Origin of the sequence: Acinetobacter sp. 1566109 (assembly GCF_000582255.1) — a bacterium.
Taxonomy (GTDB): domain Bacteria; phylum Pseudomonadota; class Gammaproteobacteria; order Pseudomonadales; family Moraxellaceae; genus Acinetobacter; species Acinetobacter nosocomialis.
In genome coordinates, this window is sequence record NZ_JEYB01000002.1 from 1 (window position 1) to 17,528 (window position 17,528).

General features: G+C 35.6%; 16 protein-coding genes and 1 pseudogene. 8 read left to right on the plus strand and 9 right to left on the minus strand.

Features of this window, described 5'->3' with window-relative positions; genetic code table 11:
- Positions 1–170 (minus strand): annotated as a pseudogene (locus tag J582_RS27510) (DUF3298 domain-containing protein); the annotation flags it as partial.
- A 182-nt stretch (positions 171–352) separates the two neighbouring features.
- Here J582_RS27510 and J582_RS27215 point away from each other — a divergent pair.
- From J582_RS27215 to J582_RS06305, 6 genes are all read left to right on the plus strand, one after another.
- Complete coding sequence (locus J582_RS27215) at positions 353–742, plus strand: hypothetical protein (RefSeq protein WP_016804884.1); 390 nt, start codon at positions 353–355, stop codon at positions 740–742.
- 148 nt (positions 743–890) lie between these two features.
- Positions 891–1,772 (plus strand): LysR family transcriptional regulator, encoded by an 882-nt coding sequence (locus J582_RS06285; RefSeq protein WP_032047501.1) that lies wholly within the window; start codon positions 891–893, stop codon positions 1,770–1,772.
- A gap of 244 nt (positions 1,773–2,016) precedes the next feature.
- Positions 2,017–2,721: a CoA transferase subunit A gene (locus J582_RS06290; protein ID WP_032047502.1), complete on the plus strand. Its 705-nt coding sequence runs from the start codon at positions 2,017–2,019 to the stop codon at positions 2,719–2,721.
- Position 2,722: 1 nt separating this feature from the next.
- Positions 2,723–3,364 (plus strand): 3-oxoacid CoA-transferase subunit B, encoded by a 642-nt coding sequence (locus tag J582_RS06295; protein WP_004887295.1) that lies wholly within the window; start codon positions 2,723–2,725, stop codon positions 3,362–3,364.
- 115 nt (positions 3,365–3,479) lie between these two features.
- Positions 3,480–4,889 carry a short-chain fatty acid transporter gene (locus J582_RS06300; protein ID WP_032047503.1) on the plus strand — a complete coding sequence of 470 codons (1,410 nt, stop codon included), beginning with the start codon at positions 3,480–3,482 and terminating at the stop codon, positions 4,887–4,889.
- 65 nt (positions 4,890–4,954) lie between these two features.
- Entirely contained in the window at positions 4,955–6,127 is a 1,173-nt protein-coding gene (locus J582_RS06305; protein ID WP_000095311.1) for a thiolase family protein, read from the plus strand.
- A gap of 61 nt (positions 6,128–6,188) precedes the next feature.
- Here the strand turns inward: J582_RS06305 and J582_RS06310 are convergent, their stop codons facing one another.
- The 4 genes from J582_RS06310 to J582_RS06325 form a co-directional block, all read right to left on the minus strand.
- Positions 6,189–7,085, minus strand: a complete 897-nt coding sequence (locus tag J582_RS06310) for a LysR family transcriptional regulator (RefSeq protein ID WP_004887299.1) — start codon at positions 7,083–7,085, stop codon at positions 6,189–6,191.
- Between the two features lie 237 nt (positions 7,086–7,322).
- Positions 7,323–8,219 (minus strand): LysR substrate-binding domain-containing protein, encoded by an 897-nt coding sequence (locus J582_RS06315; protein WP_002050172.1) that lies wholly within the window; start codon positions 8,217–8,219, stop codon positions 7,323–7,325.
- A gap of 774 nt (positions 8,220–8,993) precedes the next feature.
- Positions 8,994–9,215: a hypothetical protein gene (locus J582_RS06320; RefSeq protein WP_000668585.1), complete on the minus strand. Its 222-nt coding sequence runs from the start codon at positions 9,213–9,215 to the stop codon at positions 8,994–8,996.
- 90 nt (positions 9,216–9,305) lie between these two features.
- A complete protein-coding gene (locus J582_RS06325; RefSeq protein ID WP_004708863.1) occupies positions 9,306–9,491 on the minus strand; it encodes a hypothetical protein in 186 nt (61 codons plus the stop codon).
- A 413-nt stretch (positions 9,492–9,904) separates the two neighbouring features.
- On the opposite strand from J582_RS06325, the gene J582_RS06330 reads away from it, so the two are divergent.
- A complete protein-coding gene (locus J582_RS06330; protein ID WP_032047504.1) occupies positions 9,905–11,323 on the plus strand; it encodes an aspartate ammonia-lyase in 1,419 nt (472 codons plus the stop codon).
- Between the two features lie 55 nt (positions 11,324–11,378).
- On the opposite strand, the gene J582_RS06335 is transcribed toward J582_RS06330, so the two are convergent.
- On the minus strand, positions 11,379–13,583 hold the full coding sequence (locus tag J582_RS06335; RefSeq protein WP_032047505.1) for a TonB-dependent siderophore receptor: 2,205 nt from the start codon (positions 13,581–13,583) through the stop codon (positions 11,379–11,381).
- 519 nt (positions 13,584–14,102) lie between these two features.
- On the opposite strand from J582_RS06335, the gene J582_RS06340 reads away from it, so the two are divergent.
- Positions 14,103–15,389, plus strand: a complete 1,287-nt coding sequence (locus J582_RS06340) for an MFS transporter (protein ID WP_000222732.1) — start codon at positions 14,103–14,105, stop codon at positions 15,387–15,389.
- A 39-nt stretch (positions 15,390–15,428) separates the two neighbouring features.
- Here J582_RS06340 and J582_RS06345 read toward each other — a convergent pair whose 3' ends face one another.
- Genes J582_RS06345 through J582_RS06355 form a run of 3 tightly spaced genes read right to left on the minus strand, consistent with a single transcriptional unit; the run spans position 15,429 to position 17,528 of the window.
- On the minus strand, positions 15,429–15,710 hold the full coding sequence (locus tag J582_RS06345; RefSeq protein WP_001167099.1) for a gamma-butyrobetaine hydroxylase-like domain-containing protein: 282 nt from the start codon (positions 15,708–15,710) through the stop codon (positions 15,429–15,431).
- Positions 15,694–16,692 (minus strand): HEAT repeat domain-containing protein, encoded by a 999-nt coding sequence (locus tag J582_RS06350; protein ID WP_032047506.1) that lies wholly within the window; start codon positions 16,690–16,692, stop codon positions 15,694–15,696. Before J582_RS06350 ends, J582_RS06345 begins: the two co-directional genes overlap by 17 nt.
- Positions 16,689–17,528, minus strand: a complete 840-nt coding sequence (locus J582_RS06355; protein ID WP_032047507.1) for an ABC transporter ATP-binding protein — start codon at positions 17,526–17,528, stop codon at positions 16,689–16,691. The genes J582_RS06350 and J582_RS06355 overlap by 4 nt, the downstream gene beginning before the upstream one ends.

Genomic DNA, 17,528 nt, shown 5'->3' on the forward strand with positions numbered 1-17,528 from the left:
AAATTACGTACTAGCATAGCAGGAATTATATTTTCTTCTTTTGGGGGCTGTTCAGTTGCTTTTATAGTAGAGGTTTTTTCCATTTTTTCTGTTGGTTTTTCCTCTGCTTTTTTTATACATCCACTCAATACAAGTGGTACTACCATTAAGCCAAGAATAGTTTTATTCATCAATTATACCCTTACATAATTTATTTATCTTTTAAATTAAATTTTAAAGAATTTAAAAATTCATAGATATATTAATTGAAATTAGAATGACTTTATATGTTGATATTTTTTGAAAATAAATTTTGAAAAAATAATATTTATTTAATACAATAGTGAAGTAAGATATTGATAAGAAAAAAAATATGATGTGGATTAAATTTATATTGTATCCTTTGGGGATGTTTGTACTGTGGCAAACTATTTTCCTAATTGAACAAGTTTCCTTAGAAAGCTTAAATGCACCAAAATTACTTATGACTATAATTACACTCATTATAAATTGGGGAATGCAAATTTTGATTGGATATAAAATTCCTCAATTAGCCCCAAAACATAAATTTATAGCGAGTACTACATATATTCTCTTTCTTACATTCATGATCACCATCTATTCTATAACTATACTATTAGAAGGTTTTAAGGTTGCTCCCCAAAAAATATGGATGGGCTGCCTATTTTTTCATGTAATTGGCATGTTCATGTATTTTGCAAATAATAGAGATGACTTTTGTTGGGACGACTTACTAAAGTAGTTCAATATTTTCACACTTATTGCCTGTACTCTATTAAGTAAGGTAATGATCATTCTTTTTCATAATTTTTTGTCAAAAAAACATCATATTAGGCAAATTTTCGTATAAATTACTCTTCTAGGTAAGTTGAGTAATTTAAAGGAAAGAAATGACGCTTAAACAACTAAAAGCTTTTTTAGCCCTTGCACGTACACTCAACTATGCCAATGCTTCTTTAGAGTTACATTTAAGCCAATCAGCTTTAAGTCTCACCATCAAAAGTTTAGAAGAAGAGTTAGGCGGTAAACTGTTTAACCGTAATACACGCCGTGTTGAGCTTACCCAAGAAGGCAAATCCCTCATTCCGTATGCAAAAAAATTACTCGCCAATTGGGATGAAATGGAAAATGATGTCAAACAACGCTTTAAGCTTAATCGGGGAACTTTAAGTATTGCATCTATGCCCTTTGTGACTCACGCAATTTTACCTGAAGTAATTCACCAGTTTTTAGCACTTCACCCCAATCTTAATTTTTCAATTCACGATATTCCAAATGAGACTATTATAGAAAAAGTTCAGGATGGTATTTTCGAGCTTGGTATTTGTTTTGAACCAGATCTCACCGAAGGTTTAGAGTTTAAACCCCTATTTGAAGAAGATTTCTTGGCTCTATTGCCAAAGACTCATCCACTCGCTCAAACATCTTCTATTACATGGCATGAGCTTTGTTCAAACCCATTTGTGACCTTACAAAAACCTTCAATTGTTCGATATTTAGTGGAGCAAAATTGTTTGCGAAATAATATAACGCTCGATTTAAAAGTTGAATGTCATCAAATTTCATCACTCTCAAGTTTTGTGGCTTACGGTATTGGAGTAAGTGCAATTCCAAGACATTTTGCCAAACACATTGATAAGGAACATAACGTACTGATTGATTTAAAAGATGAAGCCATTCATAAAACAGTAGGAATTGTTTATAAAAAGAACTTTGAAATTTCAAATATTTCTGCTCAATTTATTGAAGCACTGGTTCAATATAAATTTTAAAAAATTAAAGACTGTCTTTTAAGATGAATTAAGCACACGTTTAAAATAAATTTATTAATCATTATATTTTTCAGTATATTGCAATCAGTTTTTAACATTTTTTGCTCAGTGTAAAACTGTTTTTTTGTTGAGAGTTTGATACCATTCATTGATTATACTTATTAATCCTTTAAAAAAATTAACTTCTATAACGCAAAATGTGATGCTAAAACTAAATTACTAAGGGATATAGGAAAACAACAGAATGAATAAAGTTTATGCCAATGCAGAGGCAGCACTGAAAGATGTTATTGCAGATAATCAAACACTTGCTGTAGGCGGTTTTGGTTTATGCGGAATTCCTGAAAAACTGATTATTGCAGTTAAGCAAAGTGGCGTGACTGGTCTCACATGTATTTCTAATAATGCAGGTGTAGATGATTTTGGTTTGGGTATTTTGCTTCAAACCAAACAGATCAAAAAAATGATCTCTTCTTATGTGGGTGAAAATAAAGAATTCGAGCGCCAGTATTTAAATGGTGAACTAGAAGTTGAACTAACTCCACAAGGTACCTTAGCTGAAAAGTTACGTGCAGGAGGCGCTGGAATTCCTGCGTTTTACACACAAACTGGCGTAGGTACACTCGTTGCCGAAGGTAAAGAAGAACGTACTTTTCATGGCAAAAATTACATTTTAGAAGAATCTTTAACAGCAGATGTGGCTCTTGTTAAAGCGTATAAGGCAGACAAGGCAGGTAATTTAGTTTTTCGTAAAACTGCTCAAAATTTTAACCCTGAATGTGCGATGGCTGGAAAAATTACAATCGCAGAAGTGGAACAAGTGGTTGAAATTGGTGAATTGGATCCGGATGAAATTCATTTACCAGGTATATATGTGAACCGCATTGTATTAAATGCATCACCTGAAAAACGCATTGAGCATAAAACTTTAAGCACGGAGGCAGTATAAAATGGCTTGGTCACGTAATGAAATGGCACAACGTGCTGCAAAAGAACTTGAAGATGGTTTTTATGTCAATTTAGGTATTGGCTTGCCTACCCTTGTTGCCAATTATATTCCTGAAAATATTAATGTTTGGCTTCAATCTGAAAATGGCTTATTAGGTATTGGTGAATTTCCAACCGAAGAAACTGTTGATGCCGATTTAATTAACGCTGGGAAACAAACGGTTACTGCTCGCCCAGGTGCAGCATTTTTCTCAAGCTCAGAATCTTTTGCCATGATTCGTGGTGGCCATGTCAACATTGCAATTTTAGGTGCAATGGAAGTTTCTGAAAAAGGTGACTTAGCGAACTGGATGATTCCGGGTAAGAAAGTCAAAGGTATGGGCGGTGCAATGGACTTGGTTGTTGGTGTCCAAAAAGTTGTGGTTCTAATGGAACACTGTGCAAAAGACGGTACACCAAAAATCGTGAAAAGCTGTAGTTTGCCTTTAACAGGTAAAGGTGTTGTTCATCGCGTGATTACAGACTTAGGTGTAATGGATATTACGCCACAAGGTGTAGAGCTCATTGAACTAGCTAAAGATGTTACGCTCGAACAAATTCAAGCTGCTACAGGTGTTGAGTTTTATAAAACCTTAGTTGCGTAAATTCTAAGATTTAGTTAGCTGTACAAGACTCAAGTTAGTAAGTGAGCTTGGGTCTTAACCCTTTTAAGCACCGGATGTGCTGTTTATAAATAAGAACGAGAAGGATTTTTCAGTTATGGAAAAACAGCAAGGAATTTTTGAAAGATTTGCGCTTCGGATTAGTGACTGGTCTGAAAAATGGTTTCCTGATTCATATATTTTTGCTCTGCTTGGCGTCATTATTGTCTCTGTCACTGCTTTAGCTATTGGCGCCCCAATCCACGATGTGGCCACTTCATTTGGTAATGGCTTCTGGAGTCTTATTCCCTTTACCCTGCAAATGACGATGCTCATTATTGTAGGTTATGTCGTTTCTGTATCTAAGCCCGTAAAATTTCTGATTCAAAAAATGGCGCGTATTCCAAATTCTGGACGTGGTGCTATTGTTTTGGTTGCAACTGTTAGTTTGTTAATTTCACTGGTCAATTGGGCTGTTAGCACAATCCTTACAGCGCTTTTAGTGATTGCATTAGCAAAACGTAAAGAGCTGAATATGGATTACCGCGCAGCGGCTGCGGCAGCAATCATTGGTATGGGTGCAACTTGGGCTCTTGGAATCAGCTCTTCGGCAGCACAGCTTCAAGCTAATAAAAGTAGCTTACCTGAGTCAATTTACAACCTAACTGGTGTTATTCCATTTACCGAAACGATTTTTCTTTGGCAATCAATTGCGATGACCATTATTTTGGTCATTGTTTCAATCGCAATTGCATATTTTTCAGCTCCAAAAGGCAATAATGTTAAAACGATTGATAGTTTTGATGTGCAGTTTGAAGAAGACAAACCTCATGAGGAGAAATCAACGCGTCCGGGCGATTGGTTAGAAAACTCGCCTATTTTAACGATTATTGTGGTGGCTTTAGGCTTAATATGGATGTTTTTTGAGTTTTCAAAAAGTAATCCAATTATTGCGATTTCAAGCTTAAATACATACAACTTTGTATTTTTAATGCTTGGTCTAGCGTTGCATGGCACACCACGAAACTTTTTAAATGCTGTTGCAAAGGCAGTTCCAGCCGTATCAGGAATTTTAATTCAGTTTCCACTTTACGGAAGTATTGCATTTATTATGACGCAAGCTTTAAACAGTCAGGATTTATCACTATCACATTATGTTGCCGAGTTTTTCGTTTCAATCGCATCAAAAGAAACCTTTGCGATTGTAATGGGAGTTTACTCTGCGGTACTTGGATTCTTTGTACCGTCAGGTGGTGGAAAATGGATTATTGAAGCCCCATATGTTATGCAAGCAGCAAATGATTTAAAGGTTCATTTGGGCTGGTCTGTACAAATTTATAATGCAGCCGAAGCTTTACCAAACTTAATCAATCCATTTTTTATGCTTCCAATGTTAGGCATTTTAAAACTAAAAGCAAAAGATGTGATTGGTTTTACAGTGACTCAGCTCGTTGTGCATTTTCCTTTAGTTTTATTCTTGCTGTGGTTCTTTGGTAGAACGCTCAGCTATACCCCTCCAACTTTTTAATTTAGTGGCGCCTTTAGTTTAGGCTAAAGGCAAATTTAGCAAATACACCAATAAGAGATATTAAGATGAGTTCAATTGTTATAGTTTCAGGTAGCCGTACTGCAATGGGTGGTTTTCAGGGTAGTTTATCTTCTCTAACTGCTCCAGAACTTGGCGCTGCTGTCATCCGTGAATCGATCCAACGTGCAGGTGTTAAACCTGAACAAGTAGATGAAGTGATTTTCGGTTGCGTACTCAGTGCAGGTATTGGTCAAGGTCCTGCTCGTCAAGCCATGCGTAAAGCTGGTGTGCCTGATCATGTCGGAGCTGTGACCATTAATAAACTTTGCGGCTCTGCAATGAAAGCGGTGTTAATGGCATCAGATACCTTAAAAGCAGGCAGTGCCAATATTATTGTGGCTGGCGGCATGGAATCTATGACAAATGCACCTTATATTTTGCCTAAAGCTCGCGGTGGTTATCGTATGGGACACGGTGAAATTAAGGACCATATGTTTTTAGATGGTCTTGAAGATGCAGAAACAGGTCGTTTAATGGGTTCTTTTGCGCAAGACATGGCAAACACCAAAGGCTTTACCCGTGAGCAAATGGATGACTTTGCAATTTCTTCACTTAAAAAAGCGCAAACTGCGATTACGGAAGGTTATTTCAAAGAAGAGATTGTTCCTGTTGAAGTAAAAACCCGCAAAGGTGTTGAAGTTGTTGATCAAGATGAGCAACCATTAAAAGCAAATCTTGAGAAAATTCCAACTTTACGCCCTGCTTTTAGCAAGGACGGTACAATTACAGCCGCTAACTCAAGCTCGATTTCTGATGGTGCTGCTGCATTAGTACTAACCACTGAAGAATATGCTCAAAGCCATGGGTTAAATACTTTAGCAAAAATTGTTGCAACTTCTACTCACTCACAGCATCCAAGCGAATTTACCATTGCTCCAATTAGTGCAATTCAAAAAGTACTTGAGCGTGCTGGTTGGTCTGTTGATGAAGTAGATGCTTGGGAAATTAATGAAGCTTTTGCAATGGTGGCAATGGCACCAATTCATGAGCTAGGTATTGATGAAGCTAAAGTAAACGTCCATGGTGGTGCATGTGCATTAGGCCATCCAATTGGCGCTACAGGTTCAAGAATTATCCTTTCTCTTATTTATGCATTAAAACGCTTAGGTAAAAAGAAAGGCGTTGCGGCTCTATGTATTGGTGGTGGTGAAGCAACAGCCGTTGCGATTGAAATTTAATTCAAAATTAAAAGAAGATGTAAGGATTTTTCTTACATCTTCTTTTTTATAAGTAAAATTCCTAAGCGGTTTTAAATAGCTCATAACAGGTTTGACGGAACCATTTATGGCTACTCTTATGGTGACAAGACATATGCCAATGTTGCTTAACGTCATAAGTTGGAAAATCAAGCGGTGCAGGTAAAATTTGTAAGTTCTCTCTAACCAATAAAACTTGGCTTAAATAATATGGAACAGTGGCAATCGCATCTGTTTCCTGAACGACTAGACCTACACCTAAGTAACTTGGTAAACGAATTAAAATATTTCGATCCAACCCTTTATTTTGTAGTTCATTTTTAATGTGATAATGCCCAATACCTGCATCAATATCGATATGATATTCGCGCATGTAATCTTCTAAAGTAAAATTATTTGGATCTAAACGCGGATGGCTTTTTGAGCTAATCACAACATAGTGTTGACGAAAAAACTTCTGCTGATAAAAACCTTCTTCTAATTGTGGCAAGAAACCTATCGCCAAATCAATTTCACCATTTGCCATTTGATAGCTGGTTTCTGGCGTAATAGGCCTAATATTTAAACGGATGAGAGGTGCTTTTTCTTTTAAATAGTTGGTTAACTGAGGCAGTAAAACCAAATGTGACACATCAGTCATTGCAATCGTAAACAGCTGGTCTGATGTCAATGGATCAAAGTTCACATTAAAGTTATTAATACTTTCAACTTTATCGATAACTTCACTAATCAGAGGAAAAATCTGCTTCGCCAGTTCGGTCGGAATCATTTCATTGCCGACTCGAATAAACAAAGGATCATTAAAATGTTGACGAATTTTGTTTAGACCGTTACTTACACTCGGCTGTGTTAAACCAATAGCATCTGCGGCCATTGAAACACTTTTGAACCGATAAATATGATAAAAAATATTTAATAATCTACTGTCTAGATCAAACAAAATTGTCTCCGCTTGGACTTAATAATCCATTGAAATAAGTTCAAAAGCAGTTATAAATGATAGAAAAATTCTTCTACCCTACTTTTGACTTATTGAATTTTACTCTAAATTAGCAAAGAATTCAGACGAGGGGCAATGCTTTATCATGCCTTTCATCATAAAGACCCAAGCATAATCTACTTATTTGCTTAATTTATATATAAATATCGTGTACTTCACCCTTTGAATGAGTATGCGTTATAGTTCTTGCTGGGCTTTAAAACCATTCCATATTTGTTGTACCGATTTATTATCACTCAAATTATTTTTGAAAATATAAATATCTTGAGCAAGGCAATATTCTTGCTGATCTAAAATAACCAATTTCCCAGCTGCAAGGTCTTCTTCAACATTAATTTTCGGAATCCAAGCAACCCCTAGACCTTGTAAAACCAGCTCTTTTAAATTGGTGGCATTATCAGTTTCATATAACGTTTTATATACGAGCTTACCTTCAATAAGTTGGTCCACTAATTTTCTTAAGTATGCGTGTTTACTATACGCTAGTAGAGCAAAGTTACTTTGTATTGTATGTTTTGGGCTATGGTCGGGTTCAGTTGCGGAAACCGGTACAATGACCGTTTCAGCAATTTTAATACCACTTAAAATATCATCTCCAACTTTTCTAATATTGCTTTTATCTGCATAGCAAATCATGAAATCACAGGCGCCTTCTTTTAACAAAGATAGGCCTTCTCCACTATTCGTTGCGACAATTTCAATTTTTAAATCACGAATAAGAGTAGGAAATTTCTTTAAAAATGTTGTTAAAAAACCTGAAGCTAATGAGTGAACCACACAGAAACGAATGGTAGATTCAGTCTCATTCTTAATATTTTTAATAAGTTTTGCGGTCTCCTCTACCTGTTTTTCAATATTCTTAGACATTACTAATAAAATTCGACCAATGTCTGTAAATTCGATGTTGTTTTTGTTGTTCCTAATAATGACTTCAGCACCAATCATTTCTTCAATTTGTTGAATTCTTCGAGTAAATGCAGACTGGCTAATAAATCTTTTCTCGGCTGCTTTTGAAATCGAACGTTCACGTTCTAACGTGAGAAGATCCTCTACCCAACGGACTTCTAAATTCATCTTATCTATTCCCTTTTAGATTTGTAATTTTATTAATTGATATTTTTGGGAAGAAGCATAAATAAATTTAGGGATGAGAAAGAATGATAAAACATAGGGAGTACCTGCAAAAATGCGAGAAGTGAAAGGACAAAGCCAATCTATAAAATTAAGTATTTAATAATTCTGACATAGAAAAGAAGATAAGAAAATAATAGGTTTTGTTTTCACGAGACAAGAGATGAACATAAGTACAGTTCAGCTAAAAAAATTATTTAAATCAATCAATAAAAACCCATCATAAAATTAAATAAGTGATCTTAACAAGATAACTTTTAGAAATAAGCACGAAATTCTATTCGTACATTTTAATGATAAAAAAAGTCCGCACCTTGGGGAAGAATGCGGACTGTAAACTGTTTCAATAACCAATCTCTAGGTTATTGATTGAATTTTAAGAATCTTAAATTAATACACTATTCCACTATAAAAAGTATCTAAAAAATCTAGTTTTAGACTCTTTCTCACTTCATCTAATCATCAAAAAAGAGAATTATTATTTACTCTTACAATGATTTGGTAAGGTAATAATTGATAAGTAAATGATTACCTTACCTCATTTCAGGATTTAAGCAGTATTAATAATTAATTGTATTTCATACAATATTTAAGGTAAGTATAAATTAATAAGATAATCCCGACTATTATACTAAAGTATCTATAGACTGACAGGGAGTGCATTAATTCATCAGTAAGAGCGATAATTCATCCACATAATGATCTATAGAAAATGAACTAATATTCACCAATTAAGTAGTATAACTTTCTTGAAATTTCAACCATCATGTTTGAAGTATATTGGCTGATTTCAAATATCTGTTTTTTCTGTGGGTTAAATACCATATTGTCTTTTTCATCACTAAAAAAAACATAAGTTGTGTATTTATCCATGTGATGAATATGCTCTTTCAAGCTTAGTTTTTCACCAGAGTTAGGGTCATATGCAATAAACTTCATTCTCATGCATTTGTCTCTTTACAGCGCTGACATCTTAATAAAATTTCAGTCAGAAGATTATTTAATAGACAATAATCTTCATTACCTCAATTACTTATACGATGCAGTAGGGATATTTTGTTTTGCTTTTTGAATAGATAACTCAGCATTCTTAATCGATTGCTCAGCTTCTTTAAGCATGTGTGAACTTTTGGTTTCAGTTTTTTCTTCATTTCCTATAAGGAGATAGCAAGTAAAACTTCCCAATATTAGTAAGGCACCAATTACTTTTAACATAAACTTAATAAATCAAAATTTTCTGTATTATAAGTATTTTTATGTGAAATGCATCACAATTTTATTAAAATTTATTAAACAAAACTCATTATTTCTTTATATAAATTAATTTTCACATGAAAATTCAAATAATTTAATAACATTCCTGAATAAAAATCATTATTTAGTTCGCTTCAAATTTTTTAATTTACTTAATTCTTGTTGAGCAACTCACTCTAAAGAAATTATACAAACAATTGAATATATTAAATTTTGTAAGATATATAGCTTCCAAGACTCATCAACTATTACATATTCATTTTAGTGTAATTCATTTTTTGATATGCAAAAAATGCATAATTACTTTAATAAATGCATTAGAAGTGAAGCATTTCGAATTCTAAGATGAATCATCTTTAATGAATCGAAGTTTAATGATGAACGCAGATATTACTACCCGTATTGAGAAGGATCTTATTGGTCATAGAGAAATCAACAATGATCATTATTACGGAGTTCAAACATTACGTGCTTTAGAAAATTTCAACTTAACAAATAGCAAAGTTGGAAATTTCCCTAACTTAATTAAAGCATTAGCTATGGTTAAACTTGCCTGTGCTGAAGCAAACTATAATCTTAAAAACTTAGATCAAACTAAATTTGAAGCGATCGAATATAGCTGTAATCAGCTTATTCGTGGAAACTTCCATGACCAGTTCCCAATCGACATGATGCAAGGCGGTGCTGGTACTTCAACCAATATGAATGCAAATGAAGTATTGGCAAACGTTGCTTTAGAATATATGGGACATTCTAAAGGTCAATATCAGTACTTACATCCAAATAACGACATTAACATGTCACAGTCAACAAATGACGTATACCCTACTGCAATCCGTTTAGGTTTGTTACTTAGCCTAGATGAGTTAAATCTTCCATTTAACAATTTCATTCTTAGCTTCCTAAATAAGTCTCAAGAGTTTGCACACATTTTAAAAATGGGACGTACTCAGTTACAAGATGCTGTGCCTATGACATTAGGTCAAGAGTTTGGTGCTTTTGCGGTAACTCTACAAAAAGACCTTGAGCAAATTAATACGCTTATTCCAAATGTTTTAGCTTATATGAACCTTGGCGGTACAGCGATTGGTACAGGAATTACCACTGAATATAGTTACCGTGAACTCGCGATCCAAGCACTTGGAAAAATTTCTGGTAAGAAAATTAAGTCAGCTCCAGATCTAATCGAAGCAACTTCAGATATGGGTGACTTTGTTCTTTTATCTGGTTTATTAAAACGTACTGCAACTAAACTTTCAAAAATTGCCAATGACTTGCGTTTACTTTCAAGTGGTCCACGTACTGGCATTAATGAAATTAACTTAGAAGCACGTCAACCGGGTAGCTCGATCATGCCAGGTAAAGTAAACCCAGTTATTCCAGAAGCAATGAACCTTGCTTGCTTCCAGATTATTGCAAATGATTTGGCTGTAACTTTAGCTGCTGAAGCTGGTCAATTACAGTTAAATGCAATGGAACCACTTATTGCATTCAAACTATTTGAATCGATGGATTTACTTGGTAAAGCAATGGCAATGTTCCAAAGTAAATGTATTGATACGATTACAGCGAACCCTGAGCACTGTAAAGCTTTAGTTGAAAACTCAATTGGTATTGTGACTGCGCTTAACCCATACCTAGGTTATGAAACTACAACTCGTATTGCTAAAACAGCAAATGAAACTGGGCAAAGTGTATTGGCTCTAGTTCAGAATGAAGGTTTATTATCAGCACAAGTGCTTGATGATATCTTGTCGATTAATAATATGGTTAAACCAAAAATGTCGGCTTAATTCCTGAAATAAAAAAGGAGCTTTTAAAGCTCCTTTTTTATTTGTCCTGTAACTTTTAAAAGCTAAAAGTTGTAGAAAATTGAGCTGTGCGAGGATTACCTAAGAATAGATAGTCATCCCCCATAAATGCCCCTACATCACGCCAATATTTCTTGTTAAATAAGTTATCAATATTGAATCTAAAAGTTGTGTCATGCCCAGCAAAATTTGTTTTATAGGCAGCACCAATATTAAAGATAATATATCCGCCTACTTTTGCAGTTCCCTCTTTGTTTGCATATTTACTGCTACTATATTGCATACCACTGAGTAATCTTAATCCTTCAACTGACGGTACTTTATAAGATAACTGTGCAGTTGCGCGTACCTTTGGTACATTTTGAGTTTGATGACCTTTGTAGCTGTCAGTATCAATATCAACAAGACGAGATTTGGTAAAGGTAATACCAGAGCTTACATCAAGTGTATCGGTTAAGGCGCCTGTTAAACCTAACTCAATACCTTGATTGTGTTGTTTGCCTTGCTCAACAAATTCTAATTTTCCTTCAGAATTTGTAATCGTATATTGATTATCTTGTTTTAAATCAAAAATAGCTGCTGTTACTAAGAAGTTGCGTATTTGTTGCTTAACACCAAGTTCATACTGTTCAGAATTTCTAGGTGATAGAACTTGATAAGCATTCGCTTCTGCATACCATGGAGCTTCACCACCATCTGATAACCCTTTGGCATATGAAGCATAAAGATTAGTCGCGGAAGTTGGGCTATACATGAGTGCTAATTGTGGCAAAAACTTGTTTAAATCCGTATCACGGCTTTGCTGCCCATCTGAATTATAAGCTTGCTCATCAAGGTGGATAAGTTTTCCACCGAGTAGAGTTGACCATTGATCGTTAAATTGAACTCGGTCAGAGATTGTAAATGCAGTCTGATTGCTTTCCAGAGCTTTAAAACGATTACCTAATTTTTCAGTTGGCATTTGAAAGTCTGGTTTATCAACATAAATATTGCCAATTTCATTCTCAATAAGTTGATTGCTCGGATCATAACGCTTCAGGTTTTTACGTGTATTTTGCAATTCAAACGTTACATGATGCTGAAGGTTGCCAGTATTGAATTGACCATTTAACCTAGCAGCAAACTGGTTGGTAATACGTGTGTCATCTGGACTACGATAGTCATAAAGATCATAGTTACCATCTTTATCGAATACCGCAAATTCATTACCTGATGAGTAATAACTTCCATAAGGAAATACAACATAATCATCAATCACAACACGGCTTTGTGATGCACTTAAGCTACCATTCCATTGATCGTTAAATGCATATTGATATTTCAAACTTGCATTTAGACTGTTATTTACAACAGGTTTACTCCAAGACTGATAACCCAATAACCGGTCTTGATCTACATTTGTTGGTACTTCTTGCCCATCAAGCAGTTGATAACCCGGTACAGAGCGTTGGCTTTGATGCTGAGCTTCAATGTCAAACAGTAGTTTAGAGCGATCATTAATTTTCCAGTCTAAAGCTACTGAACCAAACTCACGCTTACCATTTGCGTGATCAACATTTGGATGAATACTTTCATGTGCTAGATTGATTCGATAACCGAAATTATCATTAACAAAGCCGCCAACATCCGTTGCCAGTGTATAGCCGCCTTCTGAATTTGCATCGACCGTAATATTTTTAACATCGGCAGGCCTTTTGGTTACATAGTTAACAACACCACCTGGCGTCGACATACCACTTTGAATTGCAGAAATGCCTTTTAAGATTTCAACTTGTTCTTTATTTTCTAAAGCTACATTTTGCTCGCCACGTATGGTATGGCCATTAATGAGATAACTTGAACCTAAATCGAGTGCAAAACCCCGTGCTACAAAGTTTGGATAGTAGCCAATAGCAGCGTAGCCATCGCCTAAGGATGAATCATTTTTAATAACATCAGTTAAAGTTTTTGCGTGTTGATCTGCTATACGTTCAGAAGTAATGGTTGTAATAGATGCAGGAACTTTCTTCACATCATCTGTTTGAAAACCAGATAAAGTCACTTTTTTTGATGAGTATAATGCATCATTATTTTGTGTAGCGTTCACAGTAATGGTTGGGAGCTGCGAAACCTCCACTTCATTTGCATAAACGACAGATGTTATGAGTGCAATAGATGAAGCCAATGCTGTTTTAGAGCATGTCATGAAGTGAAGATTTAACGAACGTCTTTCCATTGAATAGTTACCTGCTATTGCGAGCATAATTTATAAGGCTAAAAATGGTTATCTACCCTGTTTTCAGCCACGCAAGAATACAGGCACACATATTGAGAAACAACACATTCTGTATTTTTTCGATTAAGTGAATTTTGTCCAAATTTTTGAACTTATCATTATATAAATTTTATTTATTTTCTTGAGAATTGAGACTATAACTTTTTAAGTATTATCAAATATTCAAATTACACTTAAGCTCAAAATGGAATCTAAAAAGGAGAAAGAGAATAGAAAAAATACTGGTATTAAATTAGCTCAATGATTTTAAATATAATTCATTATCAAATTGAGCGCAAGGAAATGTTCGATCATTGGTTAAAATATCTTTAAATCGAACAAAAGGACGTTATCTCACTAGAAACGAATTTTAAAATTAGAAAAAATGAATGGTTAGGAATTTTAAGGACGTGCTCAGGGTTGAGTAACTTTTACTGTTTCATTCTCTTTTCTGTTTAGCATACCTAAAAAATTCCTAGTTTTTGTCTACAAAACGATGGATGTAATATGACATATACTCAGGAAGAAAAACGTAGTCGAATACGTGGGATTGTAGGCGCAGCCTCTGGTAATTTAGTCGAATGGTTTGATTTTTATATTTATGCAGTATTTGCTGCTTACTTTACTCAAGCTTTAACCGCACCTGATATGGATAGTACGACCAAGTCTATTTATGTTTGGGGGGTATTTGCAGCAAGCTTCTTTATGCGTCCGATTGGAAGCTGGCTATTTGGTCGTATTGCAGATCGACATGGCCGAAAGAAGTCGATGATCATATCAATTTGTCTTATGGCTTTAAGCTCCTTTTTATTTGCAGCTTTGCCTACTTATGATCAAGTCGGTTTATTTGCCCCTTTTCTGTTACTGCTTGTTCGTTTACTTCAAGGCTTATCAGTGGGTGGTGAATATGGCGCCGTTGCCACTTATATGAGTGAATTAGGCTTAAAAGGTCAGCGTGGTTTTTACTCGTCTTTCCAATATGTTACCCTCTCTGGTGGTCAATTGCTTGCAAGCTTACTGGGCGTTATTTTGTTGACGTTCTTAAGTGAACAACAATTACATGATGGCGGCTGGCGTATTCCGTTTGTTATTGGTGGTATCGCAGCAATTTTATCTTTGCTTGCACGTAGTCGTTTAGAAGAAACGCTTTCTCATCAAGACAGCGAACGAAAAGAGTCTGGCAGCTTAAGAGAACTCTTTAAAAAGCACTGGAAAACCTTTTTATTGGTGGTTGGATACACTTCTGCCGGTTCATTAACGTTTTATGTAGAGACCGTTTATTCAAAAACCTATTTAACCAACTTAGGGATGGATGGAAAAACCGTTGGTTATATCATGACCTTCGCGCTATTTGTCTATATGTGTGCTCAACCTGTATTTGGAGCAATTTCGGACCGTATTGGGCGACGCTCTTCAATGTTGGCATTTAGCTTATTGTCCGCCATTTTTATCTATCCTGTCATGGTAATCGGGATGCGTGCCTATATAGATTCTCCGATCATCATTACATTGCTACTCATCTTTATGATGATGTTACTCAGCTTCTATACTTCCATTAGTGGTTTGGTAAAAGCTGAAATGTTCCCACCTCATGTGCGGGCTTTAGGTGTAGGTTTCTCTTATGCAGTAGGTAATGCGCTGTTTGGTGGTTCTGCGCCTTCGGTTGCCTTACAGTTTAAAGCTGCCGGAATCGAAAATACCTTCTTTATATATGTCATTGTCATGCTGATTATCTGTTTCTTATGTAGCCTTGCGCTTCCGAAAAAACCAGATTATTTAGAACATGATCATTAATTAAATAAGATGCCTTCTGTCCCAAGCAGAAGACATCTTTTAACTCTTAGCAAATTCTTTTAAAAAAGCCCACGGGAAAATCCCTTTATCATGCCCATCATTAAAGCAAATTTGGGCACCATAACCTTGATCAAACATAGCTGTCACTTCAACATTTTGATGCTCTATTTTAATTTGTTTAATCCGCTTCGCTCGGCAAAAGCCACATGGGCAAATTTCCCTTAAACTTTGATGACTCAGACATACGCTTGAGCCATCGGTCCATATAAAGTGAACCTGCTTATTTATAGTGTCGACACGGATATCAGGTCTGATTTGCATACTTCACCTCACCAATTTGATTTAATCCAATACGAATCGCTTTTCGTACTTCAGGGTCGGAGTCATTTTGATGTTGTTCTAATAGGTTCTGAGCTTCTGCTGTACCAATTTCACCGAGTGCTAAAGCGACTTCTTTACGTAAATTGCTAATTTCATGATTAAAGTTATCAGTCAAATGAGCTACTGCCAGACGCGACTTGAGTAACCCTAAACTTCGAACTGCGGCAATACGTACTTGCCAATATAAGTCTGATACAGCATGAATTAAAGGAGCTTCGAGCTGAACAATACGTAATTTTCCAATCGTAAGAGCAGCTTCCACTCTTAGTTGCCAACTTTCCGAAGTTAAAGAATGTTGAAGTGCTTGGATAACTTCAACCGATATGTTCTGACTATAAGCCAAACCACCTGTTGCAATACGGCGGACCTCATCATCGACATCTGTTTCAGCAGTTTTTGCCAATATTGTAATCGCTTGGTCTTGTTGCAACCAACTTAATGCACTGACTGCCTCACGGCGTACAAATGCATCTTCATGGTGTACTAAAGCAGATATCTCTTCAAATAATTGCTGGGGTCGTAAAGGTTTTAAAGCACGTAAAATTGCACTAAGGGCAAAAGTATCCGTATGCTTTAAATAAGGCGCAAGGATTGGGGCTGATGCCGCATTTTTCACTTCACTTAAACTTTGACTGGCAGTTTGTTTCACATTCACATCTGTATCAAATAAAGCTTGAGCCAATACTTGTAAACTGGTTGGATCTTCCCAACTTTCTAACTTTTTTGCTGCCTCTTGACGAACTAAAGCTGAAGAATCGTGTTGCAATGCTGTATGCAACCAAGGGAGTAAATCTGGATTTTCTTCATCGCCAATATTCATTAAAGCGACAAAGCGAATCTTTTCATCTGCATGATTGAGCTGCGCAAGAAATTCCTGATTATATTCATCGAGGTCATCTAAAGCTTGATAATAAAAACTCATTCGTATTCCTTAATTTGTGATTTCTTTCCAAGCCCTAATGGATTTAAACGGCTTAACTCTTCTTGTTGAGTGGCTTCTTTTAAAGTCTGGATGCAATGCTTCTTAATGGCTGTAAATTCACTACTCGTTACAAGCTCAACATTCCGTGGACGTTCAAACTTAAGTGGAATTTCTTCAATAATTCGTCCTGGCCGATGGCTCATAATCAACACTCGATCGGCTAAAAAAAGTGCCTCATCAATATCGTGGGTAATAAATAAAACTGAAGTTTGAATTTCTTGCCAAATTTCGAGTAATAGCATTTGCATTTTTAAACGAGTTTGAGCATCTAAGGCACCAAAAGGCTCATCCATTAATAAAATGCGAGGTTGATTAATCAGTACTCTCGCAATTTCAACTCGTTGCTGCATGCCACCAGAAAGTTCGGCTGGAAATTTATGTTCAAAGCCTTTAAGTCCGACCAGATCAATCATTTTCTGAGCTTGTTCAATACGCTTTTGTTTAGCGATGCCTTTCATTTTCAAACCAAAGGCAATATTTTCAAGCACGCTTTTCCACGGAAATAAAGTATGTTGCTGGAACACCAAACCTCTATCTGGATGTGGTTCAAATATCGATTCATCATCGACCGTTAAAGACCCAGAACTAATTGGTAAGTGCCCTGCCAAAGCACCTAATAATGTTGATTTACCGCAACCCGACGGGCCAAGTAGACAAATAAATTCGGCCGGTTGTATTTCGAAATTAACCCGATCTAATGCCTGAAAACGATTTTTAGCTTGCCCTAAATGTAGCGATAGATTTTGAATACGCACATGGCCTTGTGTAATTGACAT

Coding starts and splice junctions, on each gene's coding strand:
- J582_RS27215 (WP_016804884.1), top strand. CDS start 353: ATGATGTGGATTAAATTTATATTGTATCCTTTGGGGATGTTTGTACTG.
- J582_RS06285 (WP_032047501.1), top strand. CDS start 891: ATGACGCTTAAACAACTAAAAGCTTTTTTAGCCCTTGCACGTACACTC.
- J582_RS06290 (WP_032047502.1), top strand. CDS start 2,017: ATGAATAAAGTTTATGCCAATGCAGAGGCAGCACTGAAAGATGTTATT.
- J582_RS06295 (WP_004887295.1), top strand. CDS start 2,723: ATGGCTTGGTCACGTAATGAAATGGCACAACGTGCTGCAAAAGAACTT.
- J582_RS06300 (WP_032047503.1), top strand. CDS start 3,480: ATGGAAAAACAGCAAGGAATTTTTGAAAGATTTGCGCTTCGGATTAGT.
- J582_RS06305 (WP_000095311.1), top strand. CDS start 4,955: ATGAGTTCAATTGTTATAGTTTCAGGTAGCCGTACTGCAATGGGTGGT.
- J582_RS06315 (WP_002050172.1), bottom strand. CDS start 8,219: ATGAATTTAGAAGTCCGTTGGGTAGAGGATCTTCTCACGTTAGAACGT.
- J582_RS06320 (WP_000668585.1), bottom strand. CDS start 9,215: ATGAAGTTTATTGCATATGACCCTAACTCTGGTGAAAAACTAAGCTTG.
- J582_RS06325 (WP_004708863.1), bottom strand. CDS start 9,491: ATGTTAAAAGTAATTGGTGCCTTACTAATATTGGGAAGTTTTACTTGC.
- J582_RS06330 (WP_032047504.1), top strand. CDS start 9,905: ATGATGAACGCAGATATTACTACCCGTATTGAGAAGGATCTTATTGGT.
- J582_RS06335 (WP_032047505.1), bottom strand. CDS start 13,583: ATGCTCGCAATAGCAGGTAACTATTCAATGGAAAGACGTTCGTTAAAT.
- J582_RS06340 (WP_000222732.1), top strand. CDS start 14,103: ATGACATATACTCAGGAAGAAAAACGTAGTCGAATACGTGGGATTGTA.
- J582_RS06345 (WP_001167099.1), bottom strand. CDS start 15,710: ATGCAAATCAGACCTGATATCCGTGTCGACACTATAAATAAGCAGGTT.
- J582_RS06350 (WP_032047506.1), bottom strand. CDS start 16,692: ATGAGTTTTTATTATCAAGCTTTAGATGACCTCGATGAATATAATCAG.
- J582_RS06355 (WP_032047507.1), bottom strand. CDS start 17,528: ATGTCAATTACACAAGGCCATGTGCGTATTCAAAATCTATCGCTACAT.